Source organism: Myxococcus sp. AM009 (genome assembly GCF_013372605.1).
Taxonomy (GTDB): Bacteria; Myxococcota; Myxococcia; order Myxococcales; family Myxococcaceae; genus Myxococcus; species Myxococcus vastator.
In genome coordinates this window covers 19,465-43,956 of record NZ_JABXEP010000067.1, presented here as the reverse complement: position 1 = coordinate 43,956, position 24,492 = coordinate 19,465, and the positions used below count along the sequence as shown (strand labels likewise).

Here is a 24,492-nt window from a genome sequence, read left to right as displayed (position 1 = left end):
CCTGCTTCGCAATCCCCGCTTCGTCTACCGCTTCGACGCCGCCGCCTCGCTCCTCATGGGCGTGGCCTTGTTGCTCCTGGCCCCCACCCTCACCCAGCTCGCGGGGTGGACACTGCCGCCCCGCTTCCTGTTCGGCGTGGGCCTCTTCCTGCTGCCCTGGTCGGCCTTCAACCTCTGGGTCGGGCTCAAGCAGCCCGTCCTGGGCGCGGCCCTGGTGCACGTCCTGGTGGACGCCGCCTGGGTGGTGGGCAGCGTGCTGCTCGTCGTCATGCATGCGCAGGAGCTCACGCCCCTGGGCGTCGCGCTGCTCGGCGGGCAGGCCTTCGCCGTGGTGGGCGTGCTGGCCCTCAAGGCCATGGGACTCACGTCGCTTCGCGCGGCGGCGTGAGCTCCGCGGCGGAGCGTCAGCCCGTGATGACCTTGAGGGCGGGCTTCCCGTCCTCCGGTGTGGCGGCGTCTGAAGACGGTGGCTCGTCACGCACCGTCTTGGACAGCTCCAGGCTCCGAATCACCAGCGCCTTCAGCGCCCAGACCTGGGGCACCGATTCGATGAAGACGCGGGTGGTGCCCAACCCGGCGGGCGCCGCCTCCACCTCGAAGCCCGCGGCAATGGCGCGGGCCTCGTCCACCGGCACCCAGGTGACGATGCTCTTGCGCTTGCCATTGCCGAAGAACCGGGCGAACCACTTCGTGGGCCGCTTGAACGACACGTTGAAGTAGGACGCCGTGTCCCGGAAGAGGATGTCCTCGGCGGCGTGGCCGTTCTTGACGCAGATGTCCCGCACCACGCCGAAGAACTCCAGCTCCGTCTCGGTGGTCTCCACGGCGGCGCGGCCTTTCTCGTCGGGCGCGGCGCGGCCCTCCGCCTCGAAGGGTTTGGCCGACTCCGGCTTCACCACGTTGGTGCCATCCTGCGCCACCGCGGGCTCCGCGCCCTCGTTGAGTCGCTGGATGCGCTCCTTGAGCTTGTTCAGGAAGTCGTCGCCCATGACCCGCAGCAGCGTCGGCTCGATGGCCTCCCTCGCGACATCCGCGAGCCGCTCCATCACCGCGGTGGTCCGCTTGCCCTTGTAGATGTCCTCCGTGAGCCACTTGAGGAAGGCCTCGTGCTCGCCGGGCGCTTTCAGGGCGGACGCGAGCTTGTCAATCATCCCCTGTCGGTAGCGGCTGTTCTCCGCGTCCGTAATCAGCGTCGTCGCGTTGAAGGCCTCACGGCTGAACTTGGACAGGAACTTGGCCACCTTCACCCAGTCCGATTTCGTGTCCTCCAGGGAGAACGTGAAGAAGGGCTCCGGGTCCATGACGTTGGGGTTCTCCAAGTCCCCGAAGAAGAGGTAGTGACACCCGTCGGTGATGATGCCGAAGTGGAGCTCCGGCAATTGCGACAGGTAGCGCGCCAGCTGCTGCGCGCGGGCCTTGAGGTCGGTACCCAGGGGCTTGGTCTCAATGACGATGAGCGGCTTGGTGCCCGTCTGGTCGAAGATGGCGAAGTCCATGCGGTCCGGCAGCTTCTTGCCGTCTCCCTGGACGAAGTCCGCCGTGTACTCCAGGCGGACCTCCCGCGGGACGCTCGGGTCGTAGCCGAGGCTCCGGATGAACGGGACGACCAGCGCTATCTTCGCGGTCTCCTCATTGGAGATGAACGCCTTGTTGTCTTGATAGCGTTTGACCAGCTCCAGCAGATGGTTCGCGTCCATGGCACGTCCCCTTGCCCGGGCATGCGAGGCGTCCAGGCGTGGAGGTGATTTCAAGCCGAGGGGGCCCTGGCGGCCATCCCTCCCAGGGGTGAGGCCCGCCCCCTTGACTCCGCGGCCACTCCGAGGAACGCACGCGCGGCTGGCCGCCTCAACGTGCCTCCCAGGGGCCGGCCGTGGCCATCCTCTCCCCATGGACACCGGGGTGATTGCCGCGCTGGGCCTGCGGCACGCAGTCGAGTTCGCGGTGCAGCACCTCGTCGTGCTCATGGGGTTCGTCCTGGGGCTCGCCGTCGACGCGAGCGCCGTGAGGCGCGCCATGCGCCTGCCGGCCTATGCGCGGGGGCTTCCCACCGTGTTGCTGGGTGTCCCACTGCTCGCCCTCGTGCTGGTGCATGCCCTCCCGCTGCCGCCTCTCGCGGCGGGAATCATCCTGCTGATGGCCGTCAGCCCCGGCGTGCCCAGCGTCGCCGTCGCGTCCTACCGGCAGCGTGGCGACCTGCGCCTCACGGTGGCGCTGTCCCTCACGCTGTCGCTGGCCGCCATCCTGCTCCTACCGCTCTCGCTGCGGCTGCTCAGTGACTTCTTTCCGGCGGTGTTCCAGGCTCCGCCCACCACCCGGCTCATCCAGCGGGTCATGATGCCCTTCCTGGTGCCGCTCATCGCGGGCTGGACCCTGCGCGCATGGCGCCCGGCGCTGGCGAGGCGCCTGCTGCGGCCCATGCTGTGGCTCTTCAAGGCCGTGTTCGTCTGCGCCGTGCTCGCCCTGCTGTTCATCAGCGGTCCGAGGTTGCACGTCGTGAATGACTGGATGCTGCTGGGCATGCTGGTGATGACGCTGGGCTCCGCGATGATGGGCCACCTGGCGGGGGGGCCCCAGCCAGAGGACCGGACAGCCCTCGCGCTCGCCGCCGTCTTCGGCAATCCCTCCATCGCGCTCGCCGTCGCCAGCGTCAGCGACCAGGGGCGGCGACTGCTCCCATATATCTGCGTCTACCTGGTGCTGCGGACGCTCGCGCTGCTCCCCTATCTGCTCTGGAACAAGCACCACGTCCTCCGCCACGGACGGACCTGAGGCTGAAGCCACATGCAGTGTCCGCTGTGGCTTCTTCCACCGACCGCGCACTTCGGAAGCCGCGTGTGCGACATTGCGCTGCCCCGCTGAACTCGAGACAGCGATGAAGACCGAGCGCGACCTCTTCAATGAAGCGCTGAGCACCCAGGATGACGCCTACCTGGACGCGGAGGCACAGCTGCGCCGAAGAGGTGCGGCGGCAGTCGCGGAGCTCAGCCGCCATCTGGCGGACCCGGCGCCGCTCCCCCGGCTCCTGGCCCGAACGCTGATTCCCTGGGTGGAGGGCAAGACACCCGACAATGACAAGGCCCTGGCCTACCTCGAGGCCCTGCCCAGGCACATCGCGAAGACGCCCGTACTGGCTCCCAGCCCAAGTGGAATCGCCTCCTATCTCGGGCGCCACTTCCAGGACCGGGTCGTCGAGGTGCTCGCGCTCCGGCTGGTCAAGGTCCCTTCCCCCGAGCTGCCGCGCAAGCTGGCGGCAGAGCGAGCGCGGATTGCCGCCCATGCCGAGCCGCTGCCCGCGGAGGTCGAGGCCACCACCGCTCCCCTACCGCCCGACAAGCAGCCCTGAGCGACGCTCCCTTCCTTGGCCACCCTGAAGCGTCGCCCGCTTCGAGGCGGCCAGCAGCAGCCGCTGCTCCGCGGCCGCCATCACCCGCTGCGTCGCGAGCACCGCCGCCGGGTCCACGGAGATGGACGTAATCCCCGCGCGAACCAGGTGCTCCGCGAAGTCCGGCCGGTTCGACGGCGCCTGCCCACACAGTGAAGACGTCAGGCCCGCTTCCTCGCACCCGCGGATGATGTCGCCAATGGCGGCCAGCACCGCGGCGTCCGCTTCGTCGAACAGCTCGGCGCACGACTCGGAGTCCCGGTCCACGCCCAGCATGAGCTGCGTCAAATCATTCGAGCCGATGGACACGCCGTCAATCCCACACTTCGCATAGTCGTGGAGGCGGTAGACGATGGAGGGCACCTCCGCCATCACCCACTTCCTCAAGCCCCGCTGCCGCCCCAGCGGGCTGCGGGCGATGAGCTCCAGGCACGCCTCCAGCTCCCAGAGCGTGCGCACGAAGGGCAGCATCACCTGGAGGTTGGGCGTCTGCTCGCGGACCCGCGCGAGCACCTCCAGCTCCAGGTTGAACACGTCGGGCTCGCGCAGGTACCGGTAGGCTCCCCGGAAGCCAATCATCGGGTTGGACTCCCTGGGCTCGAACTCGGCGCCGCCCTCCAGGCCGCGGAACTCGTTCGTCCGGAAGTCCGTCGTCCGGTACACCACGGGGCGCGGATGGAAGGCGCGCGTCGTCTGGAGCAGGGCCGCAGCCATGCGCTCCACGAACTCGCCGCTCCGGCCCTCCGCGATGAGCTTGCGCGGGTGCACACCGCCCAGCGCCTCCGTGAGCATGAACTCGGCGCGCAGCAGGCCCACGCCATCCACCGGGAGCGCCGCGGCCTCGCGGGCCTGCGCGGGCAGGGCCAGGTTGACGTAGAGGCGCGTGGCCAGCACCGGGGCCGTGCCCACCGTGGGCGCGCTGGCGGTCGCCTCCACCGCCCGCGGACGTGGCGCCTCCTGTCCCTCCCGGACTTCTCCCGTCGAGCCATCCACCGTCACCGCTTCGCCACCTCGCAGCGTGCGCGTGGCGGTGCGTGTTCCCACCACGCAGGGCTTGCGCAGCTCCCGGCTGACGATGGCGGCGTGGCACGTCATGCCGCCTCGGTCCGTGACAATGGCGGCGGCCCGCCGCATGGTGGGGACCCAGTCCGGCGACGTCATCTCGGCCACCAGCACCTCGCCCGGCTGGAGCTGCCCTCCCTCCGCCGGCGACGCCAGCACCCGCACCCGGCCCGCCGCCACCCCGGGCGACGCGCTCAGTCCCCGCACCAACGCCTTGCCCGCGGGGCCTTCCTCCGGCGGTGGCGCGACGGAGGGCTTGCCCAACGTGGTAATCGGCCGCGTCTGCACCAGGAACAACCGGCCGCGCTCCTCCGCCCACTCGATGTCCTGCGGCGCGCCGTAGTGCTGCTCCACCCGCAGCCCCAACCGCGCCAGCTCCAGCACCGACACGTCGCTCAGCACGCGCTCGTGGGCCTGCTCCGGACTCAGGGTCTCGCGCTGCGTGTGCCCCTCGGCATCGCGCACCAGGCGGACACTCTTGTCGCCCACCCGGACCTCGCGCACGCGAGGCTCCTTCTTGGTGACGCAATACGTATCCGGCTCCACCTGCCCGCCCACCACGACTTCTCCCAGCCCCCAGGCCGCCTCGATGACGATGCGGCCGGTGTCTCCCGAGGACGGGTCCGCGGTGAACATGACGCCCGCGCGGGACGCGTCCACCATCGCCTGCACCACCACGGCGATGGCGGGCTCCTCGGTGAGCCCTGCCGCCTTGCGGTAGGCCACCACGCGCTCGCCATAGGCCGAGGCCCAGCATGCCCGCAGCGCATCCATCAAGGCGTCCTCGCCCATCACGTGAGTGAAGGATTCGTGCATGCCCGCGAAGGACGTGGCCGCCGAGTCCTCCGAGGTCGCCGAGGAACGCACCGCCACGGCCCGGTCCGCGCCCAGTTGCTGATACGCCTCCAGGAGGGTTGCGCGCAGCCGCTCCGGGATGGGCGCGCTCCGCACGTGCTCACGGAGCTGCTGGGTGACTCGGGTCAGTGACGAAGGGTCATCCGGGTCCACCTGTGCCCAGAGGGCGCTCAGCCGGGCGCGCACCGGCGCCATGGCCTCCTGGAAGGCTGCGGCGGTGATGACGAAGCCCGGCGGAACGGGCAGCCCTGCCCGCGTCATCTCGCCCAGGTTCGCGCCCTTGCCACCCGCCAGCGCGACGTCCGCGCGGGACAGCTCGCTGAACCAGAGCAGGCGAGGCGCGGCGGCCACCTCCGGATGCTCGGCTTGCCGTGGCTTCTCCGTATCCGGTGCGACGTTCATGGTACCGCCCCCTGAAGTAGACGCCTGATTGCGCGGGCGCGACTCACCGAGGACGATGCGGCCGGTGTCAGGAGATGACATCCACCTGGGCCCGGAGCGCGCGGGCCCGAGCCACTGTCAGGTCCCCATGCCCCCGAGCATGCGCCCGGCACGAACGCCACCGCCGCATCCACGCCTGAGCGGATGACACCTTCCAACACCGTGCCGACACTTCACGGGTGGGCATCCACGAGCCACGGGGGAGCGCATGCGAGCCAATGTCTTTCAGGCTGTGAACCGCTTCGGCATCGAAGAGGTGGAGCGTCCCCACGCGGGAGCCGGCGAGGCGGTCATCCGGATGACGCTGACCACGGTCTGCGGCACGGACCTGCACATCGTCCGAGGCGAGTACCCGGTGCGCCCGGGGCTCGTCATCGGTCACGAGCCCGTGGGCGTCATCGAGGAGCTTGGCCCCGGCGTGACGGATTATCGCCCGGGGCAGCGGGTCCTCGTGGGCGCCATCACCCCGTGTGGACAATGCAGGGCCTGCCTGTCCGGCCACCTCTCGCAGTGCGGCCACGGCGCGGGCTGGGAGGCCCTGGGCGGCTGGCGCATGGGCAACACCCAAGATGGCGCCCAGGCCGAGTACATCCGCATCCCCTCCGCGCAGGCCAACCTCGCGCCCATTCCGGACGGGCTCACGGATGAGCAGGTCGTCCTCCTGTCGGACATCGCCTCCACGGGCTTCAGCGGCGCGGAGGCGGGCGGCGTGCGCATCGGCGATGCGGTGGTCGTCTTCGCGCAGGGGCCCATCGGGCTGTGCGCCTCCATTGGCGCGCGGCTGATGGGCGCCTCGCTCGTGGTGGGCGTGGACGGCGATGAGGCGCGCCTGAAGATGGCGCGGAGGATGGGCGTGGACGTGGTGCTCGACTACCGTCAGCAGGACGTGGTGGCCGAGGTGAAGCGGCTCACGGGCGGCGGCGCCGACGTGGCCATCGAGGCGCTGGGCACCCAGCAGACCTTCGAGAGCGCGCTGCGCTGCCTGCGGCCCGCGGGCACGCTGTCCAGCCTGGGCGTCTACTCGGGCAAGCTCCAGTTGCCCTACGACGCGTTCTCCGCCGGCCTGGGGGACCACCGCATCGTCACCACCCTGTGCCCAGGAGGCAAGGAGCGCATGCGCCGCCTCATGGACCTGGTGCACCACCAGCGCGTCGACCTGTCGCCGCTCATCACCCACCGCTTCAAGCTCGCGGACATCCAGGAGGCCTACGCCCTCTTCGGCGAGCGCCGTGACGGCGTCTTCAAGGTGGCCATCCAACCGTGAGCCCCACCCCTCCCCGGGGGGCCTCCGCACTCTCGGTTGACAATCGAGCGCGCGATTTTATGATAACAATCATATGAAGAGCCCCTCCAAGAAGGAGCAGACCCACGAGCGCATCCTCCGGAGTGCGTCCCGTGCGATTCGCAAGGAGGGCTACCAGGGCGTCAGCGTGGCGGACATCATGAAGGAGGCGGGGCTCACGCACGGCGGCTTCTATGCCCACTTCCCGTCCCGGGAGGCCCTGCTCGCCGAAGCGCTGGAGGCCGCCGGGGCCGAGACGATGAAAACTCTGGAGGACGCCACGGCACGTGAGGGTCTGGCGGCCCTGCTGGACACCTACCTGTCCGATTCGCACGCGAAGCATCCCGAGCAGGGCTGCGTCCTGGCCGCGCTCGGCTCGGAGACCCGGCGCCAGTCCAGCGAGGTCCGGGCCGTCACCACCCGACAGGTCCGGCGGCTGCTGGAGCTGCTCGAAAGCCAGCTCCCCTCGGGAGAAGCCTCCCAGCAGAGCGAGCGCGCCATGGCGGCGCTGAGTACCCTGGTCGGCGCGCTGCTCATCTCCCGCGCGGTCAATGACACCCAGTTGGCGCGGTCCTTCCGGACCGCCGCGAAGCATGCCGTGAGCAACAAGCGCCGCTGAGCCCACCGCGGCAGGTCTCTTCACCGCGGCCACGCGCCGTAAAATATGACGGTCATCATAAAAGGAGCCGAACCATGCATCTCCAGAACGCAGTGGCCTTGGTCACCGGAGCCAATCGCGGCCTTGGGCTCGCCTTCGCCAAGGGCCTGCTCGAGCGGGGCGTGCGCAAAGTCTATGCGGCGGCTCGTGAGCCCGGCCCCAGCATGGTGCCGGGCATCGTGCCGGTCCGCCTGGACGTGACGCGCCCAGACCAGCTCGAAGCGCTGGTGCGTGAGGCGGGCGACGTGACGCTGCTCATCAACAACGCGGGCATCAGCCAGCCGGCGAGCCTGACCAGCGAGGACGTGCTCACGCATGCCCGCAACGAAATGGAGACGAACTATCTGGGCCCGCTCGCGACGAGCCGCGCCTTCGCCCCCATCCTGGCTCGCAACGGCGGAGGCGGCATCATCAACGTGCTGTCGGTGCTGAGCTGGCATTCCTTCCCGGGCGCCTCGACCTACAGCGCCTCCAAGGCCGCGGCCTGGGCGATGACCAATGGCTTGCGTCAGGAGTTGCGCGGGCAGAAGACCCAGGTCCTGGCGTTGCACGTCGGGTTCATGGACACCGACATGGCCCAGCAGGTCACCGCGCCGAAGGCGAATCCTACAGACGTGGTGCGTCTCACGCTGACCGCGCTGGAGGCTGGCGAGGAGGAAGTGCTCGCCGACGACGTGAGCCGCATGGTCAAACAAGGCTTGTCCGCCGGTGGCTATCTTGGTGCGCTGAGCGCGTGAGGTGACATCCCATGGGTGACGCAGCCAGCAGCGACGCAGCCCCAGCGCGGGAGGCAGCGCCCGGGTCCACGCCTTCCGCGCTCCCCGGGCGCGCGTCCCTTCAAGACGCGATGCTGCGGGGCCCGCTGCTCAAGCCCCTGCTCCAGCTCGCCGTGCCCACCACGCTGGTCCTGATTGCCCAGTCGTTGGTGGGCGTGGCGGAGAACTGGTACGCGAGCTTCCTGGGCACGGAGGCGCTGGCGGGCGTCTCTCTCGTCTTCCCCGTCGTGATGTTGATGACGATGATGTCCAACGGAGGCATTGGCAGCGGCGTGGCCTCCGCGGTGGCGCGAGCCCTGGGCGCGAACCGGCGGGACGATGCGGATGCCCTGGTCTGGCATGCCGTGGTGTTGGCGTTGGCCATTGGCCTGTTCTTCAGCGTCCTCGCCTGGATGACCGGCCCCGCGCTGTACACGGCGCTGGGTGGACGGGCGGGCGCGCTGGACGCCGCGCTCCAGTATTCGAACTATGTGTTCGCGGGCTCGATTCCCTTCTGGCTGGTGAACCTGCTCGCGGCGGCGCTGCGCGGCGCGGGCGAGGTGCGCGTCCCCGCGCTGGTGACGCTCGTGGGCGCCGCCGTCTTCCTCGTCGTGACGCCAGGGGTCATCTTCGGCTTCGGCCCGGTGCCCGCCCTGGGGCTGGCGGGCGCGGGGCTCGCGATGACGTTGTTCTATGTGGGCGCGGCGCTCTGGCTGCTGCGCTACATGGCGTCCGGACGGGCCGTGGTCCGGCTGACGAAGGGGCCGGTGGAGCCGCGGCTGCTCCGCGACATCCTGCGCGTGGGCCTGCTGACGGCGTTGAGCACGCTGCAGCCCAACCTGATGGTGATGGTCATCACCGGCGTCGTGGGGATGTTCGGAGTGGAGGCGCTGGCGGGCTACGGCATGGCGTCACGCCTGGACTACCTCATCATCCCGGTTCTCTTTGGCCTGGGCACCGCCGTGCTGACGCTGGTGGGCACCAACGTGGGCGCGGGCCAGCACGAGCGCGCCCGGCGCATCGCCTGGCTGGGCGGCGGGCTGGGCTTCGTGGCGGCGGGAGTCATTGGACTGGCGGCGGCGCTGGCGCCGGAAGTCTGGCTCCATGCCTTCAGCCGCGAGCCGGCCGTCGTGGCGCCGGGCCTGGACTACCTGCGCATCGTGGCGCCGTTCTACGGCCTGCTGGGCCTGGGCTTCGTGCTCGCGTTCGCCGCGCAGGGGGCGGGCCGCGTGCTGTGGCCCTTCCTGGCGGGCACCTCGCGCCTGGTCATCAGCGCGGGCGCAGGGTGGCTCGTCGCCGCGCGGCTCGATGGGGGGCTCTCCGCGTTGTTCGCCATGGTCGCCGCCGGGCTGGTGGCCTACGCCGGCGTCACCGTCGTGGCGGTGCTCGCGGGCGCCATCTTCCGACGGGAGACGGCGCCGCACGGCAACTGAGTGAAGCCGCCCAGCCCGCGTCCCCACCTCGAACTCCGGGCTTGACCCCGGGCCCAAATTGGAGTTATTGAAATTGATACTGATTATCAACTTCATCTCCAATTCAAACACCGGGAGATGGTCGAAGGAGCACGACGTGGCACGCGACTTGGGACCGCGGGGGAAGATGTGTCGTCGGCTGGGGATTCCGCTTTCGCGCGTCACCGCGAAGGACCCGGACAAGGACCCGGTGCTGCGCCGGCCCTATCCTCCTGGCCAGCACGGTGCCACCGCGCGCACCAGCGTGAGCGACTTCGCGCGCCGGCTGCGGGAGAAGCAGAAGCTGAAGCTGTACTACGGCCTGCTGGAGCATCAGTGCCGTGCGGCCTTCAAGGAGGCACGCCAGGCCCCGGGCAACACCGGCACGGTGCTGCTGCAGCTCCTGGAGAGCCGGCTGGACTCGCTGGTGCTGCGCGCCGGGCTGGCCACCAGCATCCGCCAGGCTCGGCAGTTCGTGCGCCACGGCTACCTCCAGGTGGACGGCAAGCGGGCGGACATCCCCAGCTTCCGCGTCAAGCCTGGCAGCGAAGTCCGCTTCCACACGGCGAACCTGCAGCTCGCCGTGGTGCAGGAGTCCTTCAGCCGGATGAAGTCGCGGCCCGTGCCCGCCTACGTCCAGGTGCTGGGCGAGGGCGAAGGGCTGCGCTACGTGCGCCTGCCCGAGCGGGAGGAAATCCCCGTGGACGTGAACGAGCCCTTCATCGTGGAGTACTACGCGCAGCGGAGCTGAGCGGTGCTCTGCGGCTGTCTGTCCGGGCATGTGGCTCGGACAGGCAACGCCAGCGGGGGCGTGCTACGGCGCGGCGGTGGCGGCGAAGAAGTCGCGCATCCGCGTCACGACCTCCGCCCGGTTCGTCAGCCAGATGTAGTGCCCCGCGCCCTCCAGTTGCAGGTGTCTCCAGCCGGGATGACGCCGCAGCGCGGCCTCCTGGTCCGTCTCGTGCCGCCGGATGTGGGGCAGGAAGCCGCGGGCCTTCTCCCGGAGCTCCAGCGGCAGCGACTCAGCCGCCACCAGGGCCTCCACCCAGCCGGTGAAGCCCTGCCCATCCGACAGGGACAACACGGGCCCCTGCACGCGCTCGAGGTCCATGATGGCCGCACCCCGGACGGATTGCTCCGTGGCACCAGGATGGCGGCGCTCGCGCAGGTAGGCCCCTGTCGCGGCGTCGAACTCATACGCCTGTTCGACCTCGTGCGCGGGGAGCCCTCCGCCCAAATCTCGCGCCAGCCGCTCCGCCACCGCCTGCCGTGAAGGGAGGCCGTCGAGCACGGAGAAGGGCAGCGGCGGCAACGGCGCGCCCTCCAGGAACGCGGCAATCTCGCCCCGGCTGTCGGTGGCGTCCAGGTAGACGAGCCCCTCCACGCGCTCGGGGTGGTGGAGCGCCAGCCACGTCAGCTCGTCCCCCGCCAGGGAGTGGCCCGCGAACGACGCCTTCGACAGCCCCAGCTTGTCCAGCGCCCCCAGGACGTCCGTGGCCAGCGTGGCGGTGTCATAGCCGGTGTCGGGCCAATCCGAGGCGCCGTAGCCACGGCGTGTGAGCGCGTAGACGTGGTGTGTGTCCCGGAACTCGAGCGCCAGTTCATCGAAGATGTGGGCCGTGCTGCCCATGCCCGCGAGGAACACGAGCGCCGGGCCCTGGCCGCCATAGTCGAGCACCTCCAGCTCGACGCCCCGGACCGCCTCCACCCGCGTCATTTGGTGAAGGGACGGCGGGTCATCGGGCCCAGGGTCCAACGGAGTGGAATCACAAGCAGCCAGCAGGAGAAGCGCGGCACCCACGAGGTTCGTTCGCATGTGATTGGGAATTCTGGCGAGCGCCTTCGCCAGGCACCAGCGTCCGCGGGGGCTGCCTCTCCCCTTGCCCGCATGGGCCAGGTGCGCCCCGCACAACCGGGATGCCGCCGCCACGGACTTCAGCGCGGTGCGGCTCGCCCACTGCCTGAGGCGCCTGTTCGTCACGGCGATGATGCCCCCAGGCACGGCGGCGCACCGGCATTAAGTGGAACGCCGCGCGGTCTCCACCGCCAGGAGCACGTCACGCGCATCCCTGGGTGCTCGAGTCCGGCGCGCGTAGGCAACGCCGCCCACGAGCGCCACCAGGGCCAATCCGAACCAAGGCCACCGGATGAAGAACGAAAACGACGGACGCCCTTCCACCACCTCACAGTGAGGGACGAGCGAGTCCGTCGCCACCAGCCAGGATATGACGAACGCCATGGGGCCCATGAAGGCAGCCGCCATCACGGTCCACGCGACAGCGTCCAGCCCCCGCCGGAGACGGCCAACGCCGAGTGCGGGCGCCACCCGCAGGACATCCCCAGGCTGACGTGAGCCCCACATCAACCAGCACCACACGCCCAGCCCGGCGGACATCGCCAGCGCGAGCACCCACCACAGGTTGGACTCCCACCAGAGAAATGGGGACGGCTCGCCGTAGAAGTTCATCCTCATCCCTCCACTGGGCGCCTGGCGCTCCCGCCCCAAAGTCTACATCAAAGCCGTGGGTCCACCGGCTCGCTCTCCAGGGCGAGGACTCCAAAGACACACTCGTGTACGCGGCGCAGCGGCTCGCCTCGCGCGAACCGCTCCAGGCCTTCGACCCCGAGCGCGAACTCACGCAGCGCCAGGGAGCGTTTCGTGGACAAGCCCCGCTGGCGCAGCCGCTCCAGGTTCGCGGGCGCGGTGTACTCCGGACCGTAGATGATGCGCAGATACTCCGGCCCTCGTGACTTGATGGCTGGCTGGAGCAGCCCCTTGCGCCCACGCACCGCGAAGTCGAGCGGCTTGACCACCATCCCCTCCCCTCCTCGCGCCGTGAGCTCTTCCCACCAGCGCACGCCCTCCGCCACCGCGGAGTCATCCTCCAGCGCCACCACGCGGAACGGTGTCGCCACCAGCAACGTCGCGTCCGCCTGGCACACCCGCGCGAGCGTCTCCATGTGCCACACATGGTCCTTGTCCATGTGCGCCCCCTCTTCCGTCGCCAGCAGATGGAAGGGCGCGAACCGCACGTCCTCCAACGAATGCACGGGCCAGCAGTAGCGCCGGTAGGCCTCCACGTACCGCTCCACGCTGCGCGCCTTCTCGCCGAAGCGTGTGGCCAGCTCCCCGACCTCCAGCCCGCGCCCCACCGCCTGCTCCAGCACCGACACCACGTCCGTGAGCGCCGCGCGCGAGGCCGCCCCCACCGAAGCGTATTGGTCGCGCAACAGCTCCTGGGCCTTGAAGGACCAGGGCATCAGCTCCCCATCGAGGCACGCCCAGTCCGTCTGGTGCGCCTCCCAGAACCCCGACGCGGTGAGCGCCGCGCGCACCCGCGCCAGGAACGCCGCTTCGAGCCCCGTGTCCGTGAAGAAGCGGCGCCCCGTGCGCGTGTAGCAGACGCCTGGCGCGCCCGTCGTGACGCCGAAGCGCCGGAGAGCCGCCGCCTCGTCGCGGGCGACCACGACCACCGCGCGCGAGCCCATGTGCTTCTCCTCGCACACGACCTTCGCCACCCCCTCCTTGCGGTAGTAGGCGAACGCCTCCGCCGGGTGTTCGAGGTAGCCCTGCGCCTTGCTCGTCTCCGAGGGCGACATCGTCGGCGGCAGGTAGATGAGCCACTTCGGGTCAATGGCGAACCGGCTCATCGCCTCCAGCGCCGCCGTGGCGTTCTCCTCGCGCACCGTCACGCTCTGGCTCAGCCGCGTCGTCACCACGCGCTTGCCCCGCACGTCCTCGATGTCCAACAGGTCGTCATGGACCTGCTGCGCGCTCAGCCCGCTCCCTGGCGTGACAGCACCGCCCAGCGGCCGGATGGACTCCGCGTAGGCCCGCGCCGCGGGCACCGAGACGAGCTCCCGCTCCGGATAACGCAGCGCCGTCAGCTTGCCGCCATACACGCAGCCCGTGTCCACGCAGAGCGTGTTGTTGAGCCAGTCCGCCTCCAGCACCGGCGTGTGCCCGTACACCACCGCCGCCTTGCCCCGGTACTCCGCGGCCCAGTTGAAGCGCACGGGCAGACCGAACTCGTCCGTCTCGCCCGTCGTCTCCCCGTACAGGGCGAACTCACGCACCCGGCCGGAGCCACGGCCCTGCATCGACGCCTTGAGGCCCGCGTGCGCCACCACCAGCCGCCCCTCGTCGAGGACGTAGTGCGAGACGAGCCCGTCGATGAAGTCCACTACCGCCTTGTGGAACTCGGGCGGCTCACGCTCCAGCTGCTCCAGCGACTGGGCCAGCCCGTGTGACACCTTCACGTCCCGGCCGCGCAGCTTGCGCATCAGCTTCACTTCGTGATTCCCCGGGACGCACAACGCGCTGCCCGCCGCCACCATGCCCATGACGAGCCGGAGCACGCCCGGCGTGTCCGGCCCCCGGTCCACCAGGTCTCCCACGAAGAGGGCCTTGCGCCCCTCGGGCGGACGCACGTCAAACCCTGGCGCACCGTCCGCGCGGGGACGCACCTCGTAGCCCAGCTTGCCCAGCAGCGCCTCCAGCTCCTCCCGGCACCCATGGACGTCGCCGATGATGTCGAAGGGCCCGTGCTCGTGCTTGCGGTTGTTCCACAGCGGCTGCCGCACGAACTCGATGGCCTCCAGCACCTCCGGCTTCAGCACGTGGACATGGCGGAAGCCCTCGCGCTCCAGCCCTCGCAGCGAGCGGTGCAGTTGCTGGAGCTGGTTGCGCACCACATGCGCACCGAAGGCCCGGTCAGGCCGCTGCCGGTTGCGCTCCTGGCATGTCTTCTCGGGGACGTCGAGCACCACCGCCACGGGCAGCACGTGGAACTCGCGCGCGAGCTCCACCAGCGGCTTGCGCGCCTCTGGCTGCACGCTGGTCGCGTCGATGACGGTGAGCAGCCCCCGCGCCAGCCGCTTGGCCGCGACGAAGCGCAGCGTCTCGAACGCGTCCTTCGTGGCCTCCATGCTGTTCTCGTCATCGGAGACGATGCCCCGGTAGGCATCCGATGACAGGACCTCGGTCGGCTTGAAGTGCCGGCGCGCGAAGGTGGACTTGCCCGCGCCGGAAGGACCGATGAGCAGGACCAGGGAGAGTTCAGGAATCGTGAGCTTCATCGCGCGAACACCGCCATCTGGGTCGGTGCACCGACGTCCGGGTCCAGGGGACCCACCGGGAGGAAGCGAACGCTGTAGCCGAAGCGCTCGCAGAGGCCCTGGGCCCAGGACTCGAACTCGGCCCGGGTCCACTCGAAGCGGTGGTCGCGGTGGCGGAAGGTGCCCGCGGGGAGCGATTCGAAGCGCACGTTGTATTCGGCGTTGGGCGTGGTGAGCACCACCACGTTGGGCCGGGCGGCTTCGAAGAGGACGCGCTCGAAGGCCGCGAGCCGCGGCGGGTCCAGGTGCTCGATGACCTCGATGACAGAGGCCGCCTCGTACCCGGCCAGCCGCGCGTCCCGGTACATGAGCGAGCCGTGGAGGAGCTGTATCCGTCGCCGCTGAAGCTCCGACATCCGGTCCAGGTCCAGCCGCTCCCGGGCGATCTCCAGCGAACGGAAGGACACGTCCATGCCGAGGATGTCGGTGAACTGCCGCTCCTTGAGCAGGGCCCGGAGCAGCTTGCCCTCGCCGCAGCCCAGGTCCACCACGCGCGTGGCGCCGCTCTCCTTGAGGACGGCGACCACGGCCTGCAGCCGCTGCTCGTTGAGGCTCAGCCGCGATTCGAGCGCGGCCTCCTCCTGGTTGCGCGCCTGCGCGCCCTCCTCCGGCTCGGGCGCTTCGTCACCGGAGAGCCGCTCCAGCGCCTCGCGCGCGAGGCTCTTGCGGTGGCGCAGGTAGCGCCGGGTGATGAGGTCCCGCTCCGGGTGCGCCGCCAGCCAGCCCTCCCCGTGCCGCAGGAGCTTCTCCACCTCCTCGTCACCCACCCAGTAGTGCTTGTCGTCATCCAGCACGGGAATCAGCACGTAGAGGTGCGTGAGCAACTCACTCAGGCGCGTGTGGGCCTCCAGCGTGACGGTGAAGTAGCGGCTGTGGCCCCAGTCCGGGCGTGTCTCGTCCAGCGCGTGCCGCGTGGCGGTGACGGTGTAGCCCAGGGGCTCGAAGAGCTTCCGCAGGAAGGGCTCGCCGCCGCGACAAGGGAGCACGGAGAGGCGGGCCACCAGCGGAAGCGGCTGCCCGGCCAGGTCCGGCCGCTCCTTGCTGCTGCCCGACATCGCGTTGCGGAAGGTGCGTGCGAGCGCGACGCTCAGGAACGACGAGGCCACGTAGGGTCGGTCGTTCACGTACTGGTCCAGCACACCGCCTTCGCCTGAAGGGCCGCGACGCTCCCGGACGAGCCCGACGGGGTCGACCTCCAGCAGCAACGCCGCCGTGGTGCGCGCCTCCGTGGCCTCCGGATAGAAGACGTGCGCGTGTCCGAAGGACAGCTCGAACGACTGCGGACGGTGCGGATTCTTGTGGAGCAGGTACCCGAGGTCGGTCGCGGGATGATGCGTCGTCGAGAGCGTCAGCAGCATGGCCTTCCCAGCTTCGGTTCCACGGCGTCAGGGACGTTTCCCATGACGCGGGACTGTAGCGCGGCGAAGACCTGGGGTGCCGGGCGAGCCTGACAACGTGGGCCCACCCGGCCGTGCGCATTCAGCGCCTTCACGGCCCGCGAACCCCCGCGGGCCTCGGCAGCACTACATGGGGCCGGCGCAGCTCGCCGTGTGGGCCGCGCGCGGGCACCAGTAGTTGGTGATGTTCAGGCCACCCTTCGTCCCCGTGCGCGTGTTGCACGTGCGCGAGCCCCAGTTGGACTCGTTCAGGGTGATGCGGTACGGGTTGACCGTCTTGTTGACCTTCGCGACGAACGCCGTGTGCCCCGCGGGGTTCGAGCCCAGAATCATCGCCACGCAGCCCACGTGAGCGTGGTTGCTGTTGATGATGGCGCGCTTGTCGGCCCACGTGAACAGCCCATAGGGAAGATTGGGCGCCCGGCAGCGGGCATACGCCACACACTCGTCGTTACAGAAGCCCGCGCAGGCCGCGGCGGAGGCCATGGCGGAGACCTCGCCCTCATCGTGCGCGTCTCCTCCGTAGAGGACTTCCTCATCAACGACATGCTCCCCCGCCGACCCCGACTCGGACGGCAGCGGCTCCACCTCCGCGCCAACACCACAGCCAACGGCCGCGAGGGACAGGGTGAGGATGGACAACGAGACGAGCCGCATCTTGAGCTGGGACATGGGGGTGCTCCTGAAAGGGAAAGCGCTGCGCGGAGCACTCTATCAGCCCAAATCAAGAATAATCTTAAAATCACAACCAAGATGTTTTCCTGGACAGCACACCCGCCTCCATCGGCCGCTCAGTCCATCAACTGCCGCGACAGGTAGACGTGGTGCAGGGCCCACCGGCGCGCGTTGAGCAGCGGGTCCGCGTCGTTGGAGTGCCCGCCGTCGGTGTTCTCGTAATACAGGTACGGCAGCCCCATGGCCTCCAGGCGCGCCGCGAACTTCCGCGCGTGGCCCGGGTGGACGCGGTCATCCTTCGTGTTGGTGGTGATGTACGGCGCGGGGTAGCGCACGCCCTCGCGGAGGTTCTGGTAGGCGGAGTACTTCGAGATGAACGCCGCGTCCCCGGGCACCTCCGGGTCGCCGTACTCCCCCACCCACGACGCGCCCGCCGGCAGCTTGTGGTAGCGCATCATGTCGATGAGCGGGCTTTCGATGACGGCCGCGTTGAACAGGTCCGGGCGCTGCGTCATCGCCACGCTGGTGAGGACGCCGCCGTTGGAGCGGCCGTAGATTCCCAGGTGGCGCGGGGAGCTGACCTTCCTGCGCACCAGGTCCTCCATCACCGCCGCGAAGTCGTCGAACGCGCGCTGGCGGTGCTCCCGCAGGGCCGCCTGGTGCCAGCGCGGACCGAACTCGCCGCCGCCCCGGATGTTGGCGACGACGTAGGCCCCGCCGCGCTCCATCCACAACTTGCCCTCCTCCGGCAGGTAGACGGGTGGCTTGGATACCTGGAAGCCGCCATAGCCATACACCAGCGTCGGCAGCGTGCCGTCGAGCTTCCGCGCCTTCGGCCGCACCAGGAAGTATGGAATCCGGGTGCCGTCCTTTGACTTCGTCCAGTACTGGTCCACCCGGAGCTTCGAGCCATCGAAGCGCGCGGGCAGCGACTTCACCTTCTTCACCGTGCCCGCCTTCGCGTCCGCCAGCCACAGCGCCGTCGGCTCGAGGAAGCCCTGGGACTTCACGAAGAAGCGGTCATGTGAAGACGACGTCGCGGTGATGGCGACCGAGGCGTTCTTCGGCAAGGCCAGCCGCTTGCGGCTCCAGCGGTTCTTCACCGGCGTGTAGACATCCAGCGCGCCCTTCACGTCCTCGTAGAGGTTCACCAGCACCCGCCCCCGCGTCGCCGCCACCGATTCGATGGCCTGACGCGCGCCCGGCTGGAAGAGCAGCGTGGGCTTCGCCTTCGCCGGGTCCGCCTTCAGCGCGGCCAGCGGGTACGCCAGCAGCGCGCCCTGCTTGAAGCGGCCCCAGTCCTCTTCAATCGTGAAGACGACCTGCCCGTCCACGAAGGCCTGGAGGGAGGACTTCCGGGGGAACGGGAGCCGCACCGGCGCCGCGTCTCCCAGCAGGTAGTACTCCGACTCGAAGAAGGTCACCGCGCGGTTGACCAGCACCGCCCGCAGCGCGCCCTCCGCGTCCCGCAGCGGGAAGGGAGACGCGGAGACGTCGGTGCGCTCGCCCCGGAAGGCCTCCTGCGCCTCCGTCAGCGGCGTGCCGCGCTTCCAGCGCTTGAGCACGAAGGGATAGCCCGACTCCGTGAGCGTGTCCCCGCCCCAGTCACGCCCCACCAGCAGCGTGTCCGTGTCCAACCAGGACGCGGACAGCTTGCCCTCCGGGACCTGGAAGCCTCCTTCCACGAAGTGCTTCGCGGCGGCGTCGAACTCGCGCAGCTCCACGGCGTCCTTGCCGCCGTTGGACAGGGAGACGAGGCAGCGCTGGTCCGCGGGCGGCAGGCAGTTGCTGCCCTTCCAAATCCAGTTGGCCTTCTCGGCCTTCGCCAGCGCGTCCACGTCCAGCACCGTCTCCCACGGTGTCTGGGCGCGCGTGTAGCCGTCCAGCGAGGTGTGCCGCCAGAGGCCTCGGGGGTTGCCGCGGTCCTGCCAGAAGTTGTCCACACCGCCTGCCCGGAAGCCGGGCGTGGGGATGCGGTCGGTGGAGGTGAGCAGCTCGAGCGCCTGGGCGTGGAAGGTCTCGAAGCGCGGGTCCTTCTCCAGCACCGCGAGCGTCCGCGCGTTCTGGGCGCGCACCCATGCGAGCGCCTTCTCGCCCTGGACCTCCTCGAGCCACAGGAAGGGGTCTTGAGGTGGGGCCTCGGCCATCGCCACGGCGGAGGTCAACAGCCCGGTCAGCAACGACGCCACATACGCCCTTCTCATGTCCTCATCTCCCGATGCCCGAGGTGGCCCCCCCAACAGACCGAGCCGCCTCCCATTCCCCCGACGATGACGCCTGCGCCACGGCGGCCGTGCTCACGGGCCCGTGAGCGCCCGCCGTGCGTGCATCGCATCGGGGCTGGCGGTGATGGCCTGCAAGGGAGTATGGGTCCGCGCGTGGAGTCCGACGCCCATGAGCTTCCAGCCCCCCGTCACCCCCGCGTCCGAAGTCCCCACGGCCCTCAGCGGGCGTGGCTACGCCGTGCTCAACCGCGACGGACTCTGCGAGCTCGCGGGCATTGACTCGCCCGCGCTGGACGCGCTGCGGCCGTCCTGGGACGCGCTGCCGCAGGATGGCTTCCTCCGGGATGGGGGCCGCTATCGCTCACGGCGGCACGCCTGTTTCATCGTGGACGGCGCCTCGGTGACGCAGGCGCCTCACCGCGCGCACTGGCAGCCCGTGGAATACAACGCGCTTCACGGCGGGCTGGAGCGCTGGTTCGAGCCCGTGCAGCCCGACGTCGTGTCCCAGCCGGTGTGGGCGGGGCTGATTCGAGGCCTCGCCGCGTGCTGCTCCCACCTCAAGGGCGAGCGCCCCTGGTTCGTCGAGGCCCACCAGTTCCGCATCGACACCACCGACGGCATCGGCCGGCCGACCCCCGAGGGCGCGCACCGGGACGGCGTGGACTTCGTGGCGGTGCTGCTCGTGGGCCGCGAGGGCATCAAGGGCGGTGAGACGCGTGTCTTCGAGGCCCAGGGTCCCAACGGCCTGCGCTTCACGCTGACGGAGCCCTGGTCCGCGCTGCTGCTCGATGATGCCCGCGTGATTCACGAGAGCACGCCCATCCAGCCGCTGGGAGGCACCGGCCACCGGGACACGCTGGTGCTCACGTTCCGGGCTGGGGGATTCCAGGGCCCCGGGTAGCGCCCGGGAGCGCCTCTGCTCGCTCCAGGACACTTGCAGCTTCGGTCCGCGTGCTCGCCTGACACACGCGCGCAACCGAGCGGGGTGCGTGTGTTGCCAGTGCGCGCCGGCGTCACTAGACGCATTGCGCGAGGCGACCTCACCCACCCTGGAGCATTCCCCGAATGATTGTTGGCCGGAGGCTGTCCTGGCACATCATCCTGCGTTACACCGGCAGGGGCGTCGCGATGCACGTCCTCTTCGCGCTGGCTGTCATCGTGGGCTACCGCGTGTTCGACGCCTGGTGGATGGCGGTCCCCGCCATGCCCGTGTCGGTGCTCGCGGCGGCGCTGGGCGTGCTGCTCGCGTTCCGCAACGGCTCCGCTTACGACCGCTGGTGGGAAGCCCGCTCGCTCTGGGGCGGCGTGGTGAACTGGTCGCGCACCTTCGCCCGGCAGGTGTTGACGCTGCTGCCGCGCCCGGAGCGCGGGGCCGGTGCGGCGTTGACGGAGCTGGAGCTGGCGCCGTCGGCGTCGCCCCTGCTGCGCACGGCGGCGGAGCGCACCCGTCGCTTGTTGACGGTGTCGGGAACGCGAGCGAGCGACGGCGCCGTCCGCGACCAGTTCGGCCAGGCCCGCGTACACCCGGAGCAGGGCAGCCCCCGGGAGAAGCTCGCCGACATGGGCACCGCCACCCAGGCGGAGGGCGAGGCCCGCGGCGCCATCACCGGCGGCATGGTGCAGGACATCACCGAGGACGCGCGCGAGCTGGTGTACGCGCAGATTGGCTTCGTGAATGCCATGCGCTGCCACCTGCGCCGGCAGGACCCGCTGCCAGAAATCGTTCCCTTCTTCCGGCCCCCCGTCATTGAAGCGTTGCGCGAAGAGCAGAACGTTCCGTCCGCCCTCTTGCTGTGGATGGGCACGCGCCTGCGCCGCATCTACGGCCAGGTGACCGACACGCAGCAGGTGTTCTTCCTCCACGTAACGATGGACCGCACGCTGTCCGAGCTGACGAAGCTGCTGGGCGCGTGTGAGCGCATCAAGAACACGCCCCTGCCCCGCCAGTACGACATCCTGCTGCTGGCCATGACACGGGCCTACCTGGTGCTGCTCCCCCTGGGTGTGGTGGAGGACCTGGGCTGGCTCACCCCGCTCGTCACCGCCGTCATCGCGTTCCTCTTCATCGGGCTGGACGCCGTGGGCCGGGACATCGAGACGCCCTTCGAGGACGACCTCAGCGATACGCCCATGACGGCGCTCTGCCGGACCATCGAAATCAACCTGCGGCAGATGCTGGGAGAAACGGAGCTCCCCCCTCCCGTTCAGCCCCAAGATGGGCTTCTCTACTGAGGTTGTGACGACCGCTGGCCGCATCCCGCTGTTCGAGAACGTGCGAGGCGTCCTCATCACCCTGGTGGTGATGGGGCATGCGCTCGAGCCCCTCCTCGGCCGCGAGCCGCTGGCGAAGGCGCTCTACTCCGGCCTGTACCTGTTCCACATCCCCGCCTTCGCGTTCCTCTCCGGGCACCTGTCCCGCGCGGACAGCGGCCCACGCACGCTGAGCGCCATCGCCTGGGGGCAGCTCGCGCCGCTGGCCGTGTTCCAGGTGCTGTATGTCGCCTTCGACGCGTGGGTGCTCGGCCGAGGCTGGGGCTTCCACTGGCTGGTGCAGCCGTACTGGCTGCTGTGGTTCCTGCTGAGCCTCGGGTGCTGGCGGCTGGTGCTGCCCCTGCTCCTCCGCCTTCCCCGGCCGCTGCTGTGGGCCGCGGCGCTGGCGCTCGTCGCGGGCCTGCTGCCCTGGGTGGGCTACCTGTTCGGACTGTCGCGGACGTTCGTGTTCCTGCCCTGCTTCGTCGCCGGCCACCTGACGCGAAGGGAGTGGCTGCTGGCCCCTCGACACACCCGGGGCTGGCGCGTCGCGCTCGCGGCGTCGCTCGCCGTGGGACTTGGCGTCTGCGTCGGAGCGGTGGCCGTGGGCGCGCTGCCCGCGCCCGCGCCGCAGTGGCTGTACGGGAGCAGCGGCTACGCGGTGCTCGGCGCCACCGCGCTCACGGGCATGGCGGCGCGCGCGGCCCTCCTCTGCGGTGCGCTGGCGCTGACGTGGGCGCTGTTCACGCTCAGCCCCAGGGAGGAGAGCGCGCTCACGCGGCTGGGTGGCCGGAGCCTGGCGCCCTTCCTGCTGCACGGCTTCGTCGTGCGAGCCGCCGAGCACCTGGGCGCGTACGCGCTGCTCCAGGGGCCGGTGGGCGTCGCCCTCGCGCTGGGGGCGGGGGCGCTGCTCACGGTGCTGCTGGGCCACCCTCACGTGGTCCAGGCCACGCGCCCGCTGTGGGAGCCTCGGTGGCTCTTCCAGCGGACACGTGACGCCGTGCCGGGCCTGGGGCGCTGAGCGGGCCTACTTCTTCCCGTACTCCAGCTTCACGCCCTTGCGCTTGGCGTAGATGTACGCCTCCATGGCGCGCATCCGCGGGTCACCATCCGCCAGCGGCTTGCCGCGCGCCGGGTTCTCGATGCACCAGTTGATCATGTCGCGCAGCAGCGCCACGCGGCCCAGTTGCACCTGGTACTTCGGATACGTCTCCGGGTGCGTGTTGGACGCGTCCGGGTGGCACATGTCACAGGAGATGCCCACCGTGCCACCTATGGCCTTGGCGTCATGGAAGACGCGGTGGCCTTCGTCCACGAACTGCTCCGTGGAGGCGGCCCAGATGGCCTCGTCCCGGTCGGAGAACGCGCCATAGGTGTGGCCGTCCTGGATAGGCGTGGCAATCTGCTTCTTCACCTGCGAGCCGCCGCTCTCCGGCGTCACGCCCCCCGGACGCACCGTCTCGCTGGCCGAGGGCGCCTGCGCCACCAGGGGCACCGGGTCCCAGTGGGCGTTCGGGTTCTTGCGCAGCCATTCCTCCATCAGCGCGCCCGACACATGCTGCGCCTGCGCGCGCGTCAACGACTGGCCCGCCTTGACGCCCTTCACCTCCATGGACGTCTCGCCGTCACACAGGCCCACCACGAGGTTGCCGTCCTTCGACACCGGCAGCTCGTGCTTCTTCACCTCGGCGCCCTGGGCGGCCGCTTTCGACGGCGGCGGCACGGGGCCTGTAGCCAGCGCCGCGCCTCCCACGAACGACAGCACGGCGCCCGTTCCCACAAGCAGCTTCATCCGGAAGGTCATGGTGTCCCCTCGCGCTCAGTAGCTCGGCAGCTTGGTCCGGGGCGGCACGTCCTGCTTCCCACCCGACGCGAGGTAGCTCGCGCGCACGGTGATGGGGTTGCGCTCCCAGAGGTTGTACAGCTTGTCCACCATCCCCGACTCCAACACGTCCATCCGCCCGTCTCCGCAGCCGTCGAACTGGCTGAAGGGGTCGGAGCGGTTCATCTGCACCGTCAGCCGCGGCAGGCCTTCGGGCGCGTAGGGCCAGGGCCACGCGGTGGACAACATGCCGTGGAAGCTCATGTTGCCAATGCGGTTGCTGAGGAGTTGGTGCGTGTGGCCGTGGATGACCGTCACCGTCTGGAACGGCTTGAACAGCGCCTGCACCTCGTCCGCGTCGTCCGTCCAGAAGTTCCAGGGCCGGTAGTATTTGTAGAGCGGTGAGTGGCTGAAGACGATGATGGGCGTCGCCTTGTTCACCTTCGCCAAATCTTGACGCAGCCACTCGCGCTGCGGCGCGCCGACCTCGAAGCGGGACTGGATGCCGTTGTCCAGGCCGGCGACAATCTGCATCCGCTCCTCGGGCGTGAGCTTGCGCTCCGTCCAGAAGTCCTTCTCCAGGATGGAGTTGAGCACCACGAAGTGGACGCCCTTGTGGTCGAACGAATAGTTCGGCGGGCCGAACAGGTCCGTCCACAGCTCGCCCATGTCGAGGAACCAGTCGTGCTCGCCCACCATCATCCGAACGGGCGCCTTCACGGCCTTCAGAATCTCCGCGCCCAGCTTCAGCTCGCCGGGCTTGCCCAGCTGCGCCAGGTCGCCTCCAAAGAGGACGAAGTCCGGCTGCGGGTCCAGCCCATTCACGTCATCCACGGCCTTGAGGATGGCGCGCACGAAGCGGTCGTTGAGCTTCTTCTCGTACAGGTGCGTGTCGGAGATGTACGCGAAGGAGAAGCGCGGCTTCGTCCCCTGCGCCTCCGCCACGTTGACCAGCTGGAAGCTGTGCGGCGTGCGCAGGCCCAGGCCCGCGGCGATGCCAGCGGAGATGCCGGCCACGCGCAGGAAGGCGCGGCGGTCCAGCTTCTTGAGGTCGTCGAAGAAGGCGTCGCGCTCTGCGTGGTGCTTCGTCTCGATGCTGCGGAACTTGTTCCCCATGGC

Annotated in this window: 21 protein-coding genes; 11 read left to right on the top strand and 10 right to left on the bottom strand. The window is 69.8% G+C overall.

What is annotated here, in order from left to right:
* The first annotated feature begins 1 nt into the window (after nt 1).
* Nucleotides 2-388, top strand: a complete 387-nt coding sequence (locus HV824_RS18275) for a hypothetical protein (RefSeq protein WP_176423879.1) — start codon at nt 2-4, stop codon at nt 386-388.
* A gap of 16 nt (nt 389-404) precedes the next feature.
* Here HV824_RS18275 and HV824_RS18270 read toward each other — a convergent pair whose 3' ends face one another.
* Nucleotides 405-1,697, bottom strand: a complete 1,293-nt coding sequence (locus tag HV824_RS18270) for a type I restriction enzyme HsdR N-terminal domain-containing protein (protein ID WP_176423878.1) — start codon at nt 1,695-1,697, stop codon at nt 405-407.
* A gap of 190 nt (nt 1,698-1,887) precedes the next feature.
* Between HV824_RS18270 and HV824_RS18265 the strand changes: the two genes are divergently transcribed.
* Nucleotides 1,888-2,769, top strand: a complete 882-nt coding sequence (locus HV824_RS18265; RefSeq protein WP_176423877.1) for a bile acid:sodium symporter — start codon at nt 1,888-1,890, stop codon at nt 2,767-2,769.
* Nucleotides 2,770-2,872: 103 nt separating this feature from the next.
* On the top strand, nt 2,873-3,343 hold the full coding sequence (locus tag HV824_RS18260) for a hypothetical protein (protein WP_176423876.1): 471 nt from the start codon (nt 2,873-2,875) through the stop codon (nt 3,341-3,343).
* Here the strand turns inward: HV824_RS18260 and ppsA are convergent.
* Nucleotides 3,320-5,701 carry a phosphoenolpyruvate synthase gene (gene ppsA / locus HV824_RS18255; protein ID WP_176423875.1) on the bottom strand — a complete coding sequence of 794 codons (2,382 nt, stop codon included), beginning with the start codon at nt 5,699-5,701 and terminating at the stop codon, nt 3,320-3,322. The two genes, HV824_RS18260 and ppsA, sit on opposite strands and share 24 nt — an antisense overlap.
* A gap of 247 nt (nt 5,702-5,948) precedes the next feature.
* Between ppsA and HV824_RS18250 the strand changes: the two genes are divergently transcribed.
* The 5 genes from HV824_RS18250 (at nt 5,949) to rpsD (ending at nt 10,637) form a co-directional block, all read left to right on the top strand.
* Nucleotides 5,949-7,004: an NAD(P)-dependent alcohol dehydrogenase gene (locus HV824_RS18250; protein WP_163783869.1), complete on the top strand. Its 1,056-nt coding sequence runs from the start codon at nt 5,949-5,951 to the stop codon at nt 7,002-7,004.
* A 73-nt stretch (nt 7,005-7,077) separates the two neighbouring features.
* The gene (locus tag HV824_RS18245; protein WP_176415775.1) at nt 7,078-7,641 is read left to right on the top strand and encodes a TetR/AcrR family transcriptional regulator; all 564 of its coding nucleotides are present in this window, start codon (nt 7,078-7,080) and stop codon (nt 7,639-7,641) included.
* A 74-nt stretch (nt 7,642-7,715) separates the two neighbouring features.
* A complete protein-coding gene (locus HV824_RS18240) occupies nt 7,716-8,417 on the top strand; it encodes an SDR family oxidoreductase (protein ID WP_176415776.1) in 702 nt (233 codons plus the stop codon).
* A gap of 11 nt (nt 8,418-8,428) precedes the next feature.
* Nucleotides 8,429-9,868, top strand: a complete 1,440-nt coding sequence (locus tag HV824_RS18235; protein ID WP_176423874.1) for an MATE family efflux transporter — start codon at nt 8,429-8,431, stop codon at nt 9,866-9,868.
* Between the two features lie 136 nt (nt 9,869-10,004).
* Nucleotides 10,005-10,637, top strand: coding sequence for a 30S ribosomal protein S4 (rpsD, locus tag HV824_RS18230; protein ID WP_176415778.1), 633 nt, complete (start codon nt 10,005-10,007; stop codon nt 10,635-10,637).
* Nucleotides 10,638-10,700: 63 nt separating this feature from the next.
* On the opposite strand, the gene HV824_RS18225 is transcribed toward rpsD, so the two are convergent.
* The 6 genes from HV824_RS18225 to HV824_RS18200 form a co-directional block, all read right to left on the bottom strand.
* Nucleotides 10,701-11,702, bottom strand: coding sequence for an alpha/beta fold hydrolase (locus HV824_RS18225; RefSeq protein WP_176423873.1), 1,002 nt, complete (start codon nt 11,700-11,702; stop codon nt 10,701-10,703).
* A gap of 201 nt (nt 11,703-11,903) precedes the next feature.
* Entirely contained in the window at nt 11,904-12,353 is a 450-nt protein-coding gene (locus tag HV824_RS18220; RefSeq protein ID WP_255208136.1) for a hypothetical protein, read from the bottom strand.
* A 47-nt stretch (nt 12,354-12,400) separates the two neighbouring features.
* Nucleotides 12,401-14,965 (bottom strand): polynucleotide kinase-phosphatase, encoded by a 2,565-nt coding sequence (locus HV824_RS18215; RefSeq protein WP_176415781.1) that lies wholly within the window; start codon nt 14,963-14,965, stop codon nt 12,401-12,403.
* The gene (locus tag HV824_RS18210) at nt 14,962-16,362 is read right to left on the bottom strand and encodes a 3' terminal RNA ribose 2'-O-methyltransferase Hen1 (protein ID WP_176423871.1); all 1,401 of its coding nucleotides are present in this window, start codon (nt 16,360-16,362) and stop codon (nt 14,962-14,964) included. Before HV824_RS18210 ends, HV824_RS18215 begins: the two co-directional genes overlap by 4 nt.
* Nucleotides 16,363-16,527: 165 nt before the next feature.
* Nucleotides 16,528-17,073, bottom strand: a complete 546-nt coding sequence (locus HV824_RS18205; RefSeq protein WP_176423870.1) for a hypothetical protein — start codon at nt 17,071-17,073, stop codon at nt 16,528-16,530.
* A gap of 119 nt (nt 17,074-17,192) precedes the next feature.
* Entirely contained in the window at nt 17,193-19,280 is a 2,088-nt protein-coding gene (locus tag HV824_RS18200) for a prolyl oligopeptidase family protein (RefSeq protein ID WP_176415784.1), read from the bottom strand.
* A gap of 190 nt (nt 19,281-19,470) precedes the next feature.
* On the opposite strand from HV824_RS18200, the gene HV824_RS18195 reads away from it, so the two are divergent.
* The 3 genes from HV824_RS18195 (at nt 19,471) to HV824_RS18185 (ending at nt 22,572) form a co-directional block, all read left to right on the top strand.
* Nucleotides 19,471-20,202 carry a 2OG-Fe dioxygenase family protein gene (locus tag HV824_RS18195; protein ID WP_176415785.1) on the top strand — a complete coding sequence of 244 codons (732 nt, stop codon included), beginning with the start codon at nt 19,471-19,473 and terminating at the stop codon, nt 20,200-20,202.
* 164 nt (nt 20,203-20,366) lie between these two features.
* Nucleotides 20,367-21,533 (top strand): bestrophin family protein, encoded by a 1,167-nt coding sequence (locus HV824_RS18190; protein ID WP_176423869.1) that lies wholly within the window; start codon nt 20,367-20,369, stop codon nt 21,531-21,533.
* A gap of 4 nt (nt 21,534-21,537) precedes the next feature.
* On the top strand, nt 21,538-22,572 hold the full coding sequence (locus HV824_RS18185) for an acyltransferase family protein (protein WP_176423868.1): 1,035 nt from the start codon (nt 21,538-21,540) through the stop codon (nt 22,570-22,572).
* A 6-nt stretch (nt 22,573-22,578) separates the two neighbouring features.
* Here the strand turns inward: HV824_RS18185 and HV824_RS18180 are convergent, their stop codons facing one another.
* Both HV824_RS18180 and HV824_RS18175 read right to left on the bottom strand, forming a co-directional pair.
* The gene (locus tag HV824_RS18180) at nt 22,579-23,343 is read right to left on the bottom strand and encodes a c-type cytochrome (RefSeq protein WP_255208135.1); all 765 of its coding nucleotides are present in this window, start codon (nt 23,341-23,343) and stop codon (nt 22,579-22,581) included.
* Nucleotides 23,344-23,370: 27 nt separating this feature from the next.
* Nucleotides 23,371-24,489 (bottom strand): metallophosphoesterase, encoded by a 1,119-nt coding sequence (locus HV824_RS18175; protein ID WP_176415789.1) that lies wholly within the window; start codon nt 24,487-24,489, stop codon nt 23,371-23,373.
* Between the last annotated feature and the right edge of the window lie 3 nt (nt 24,490-24,492).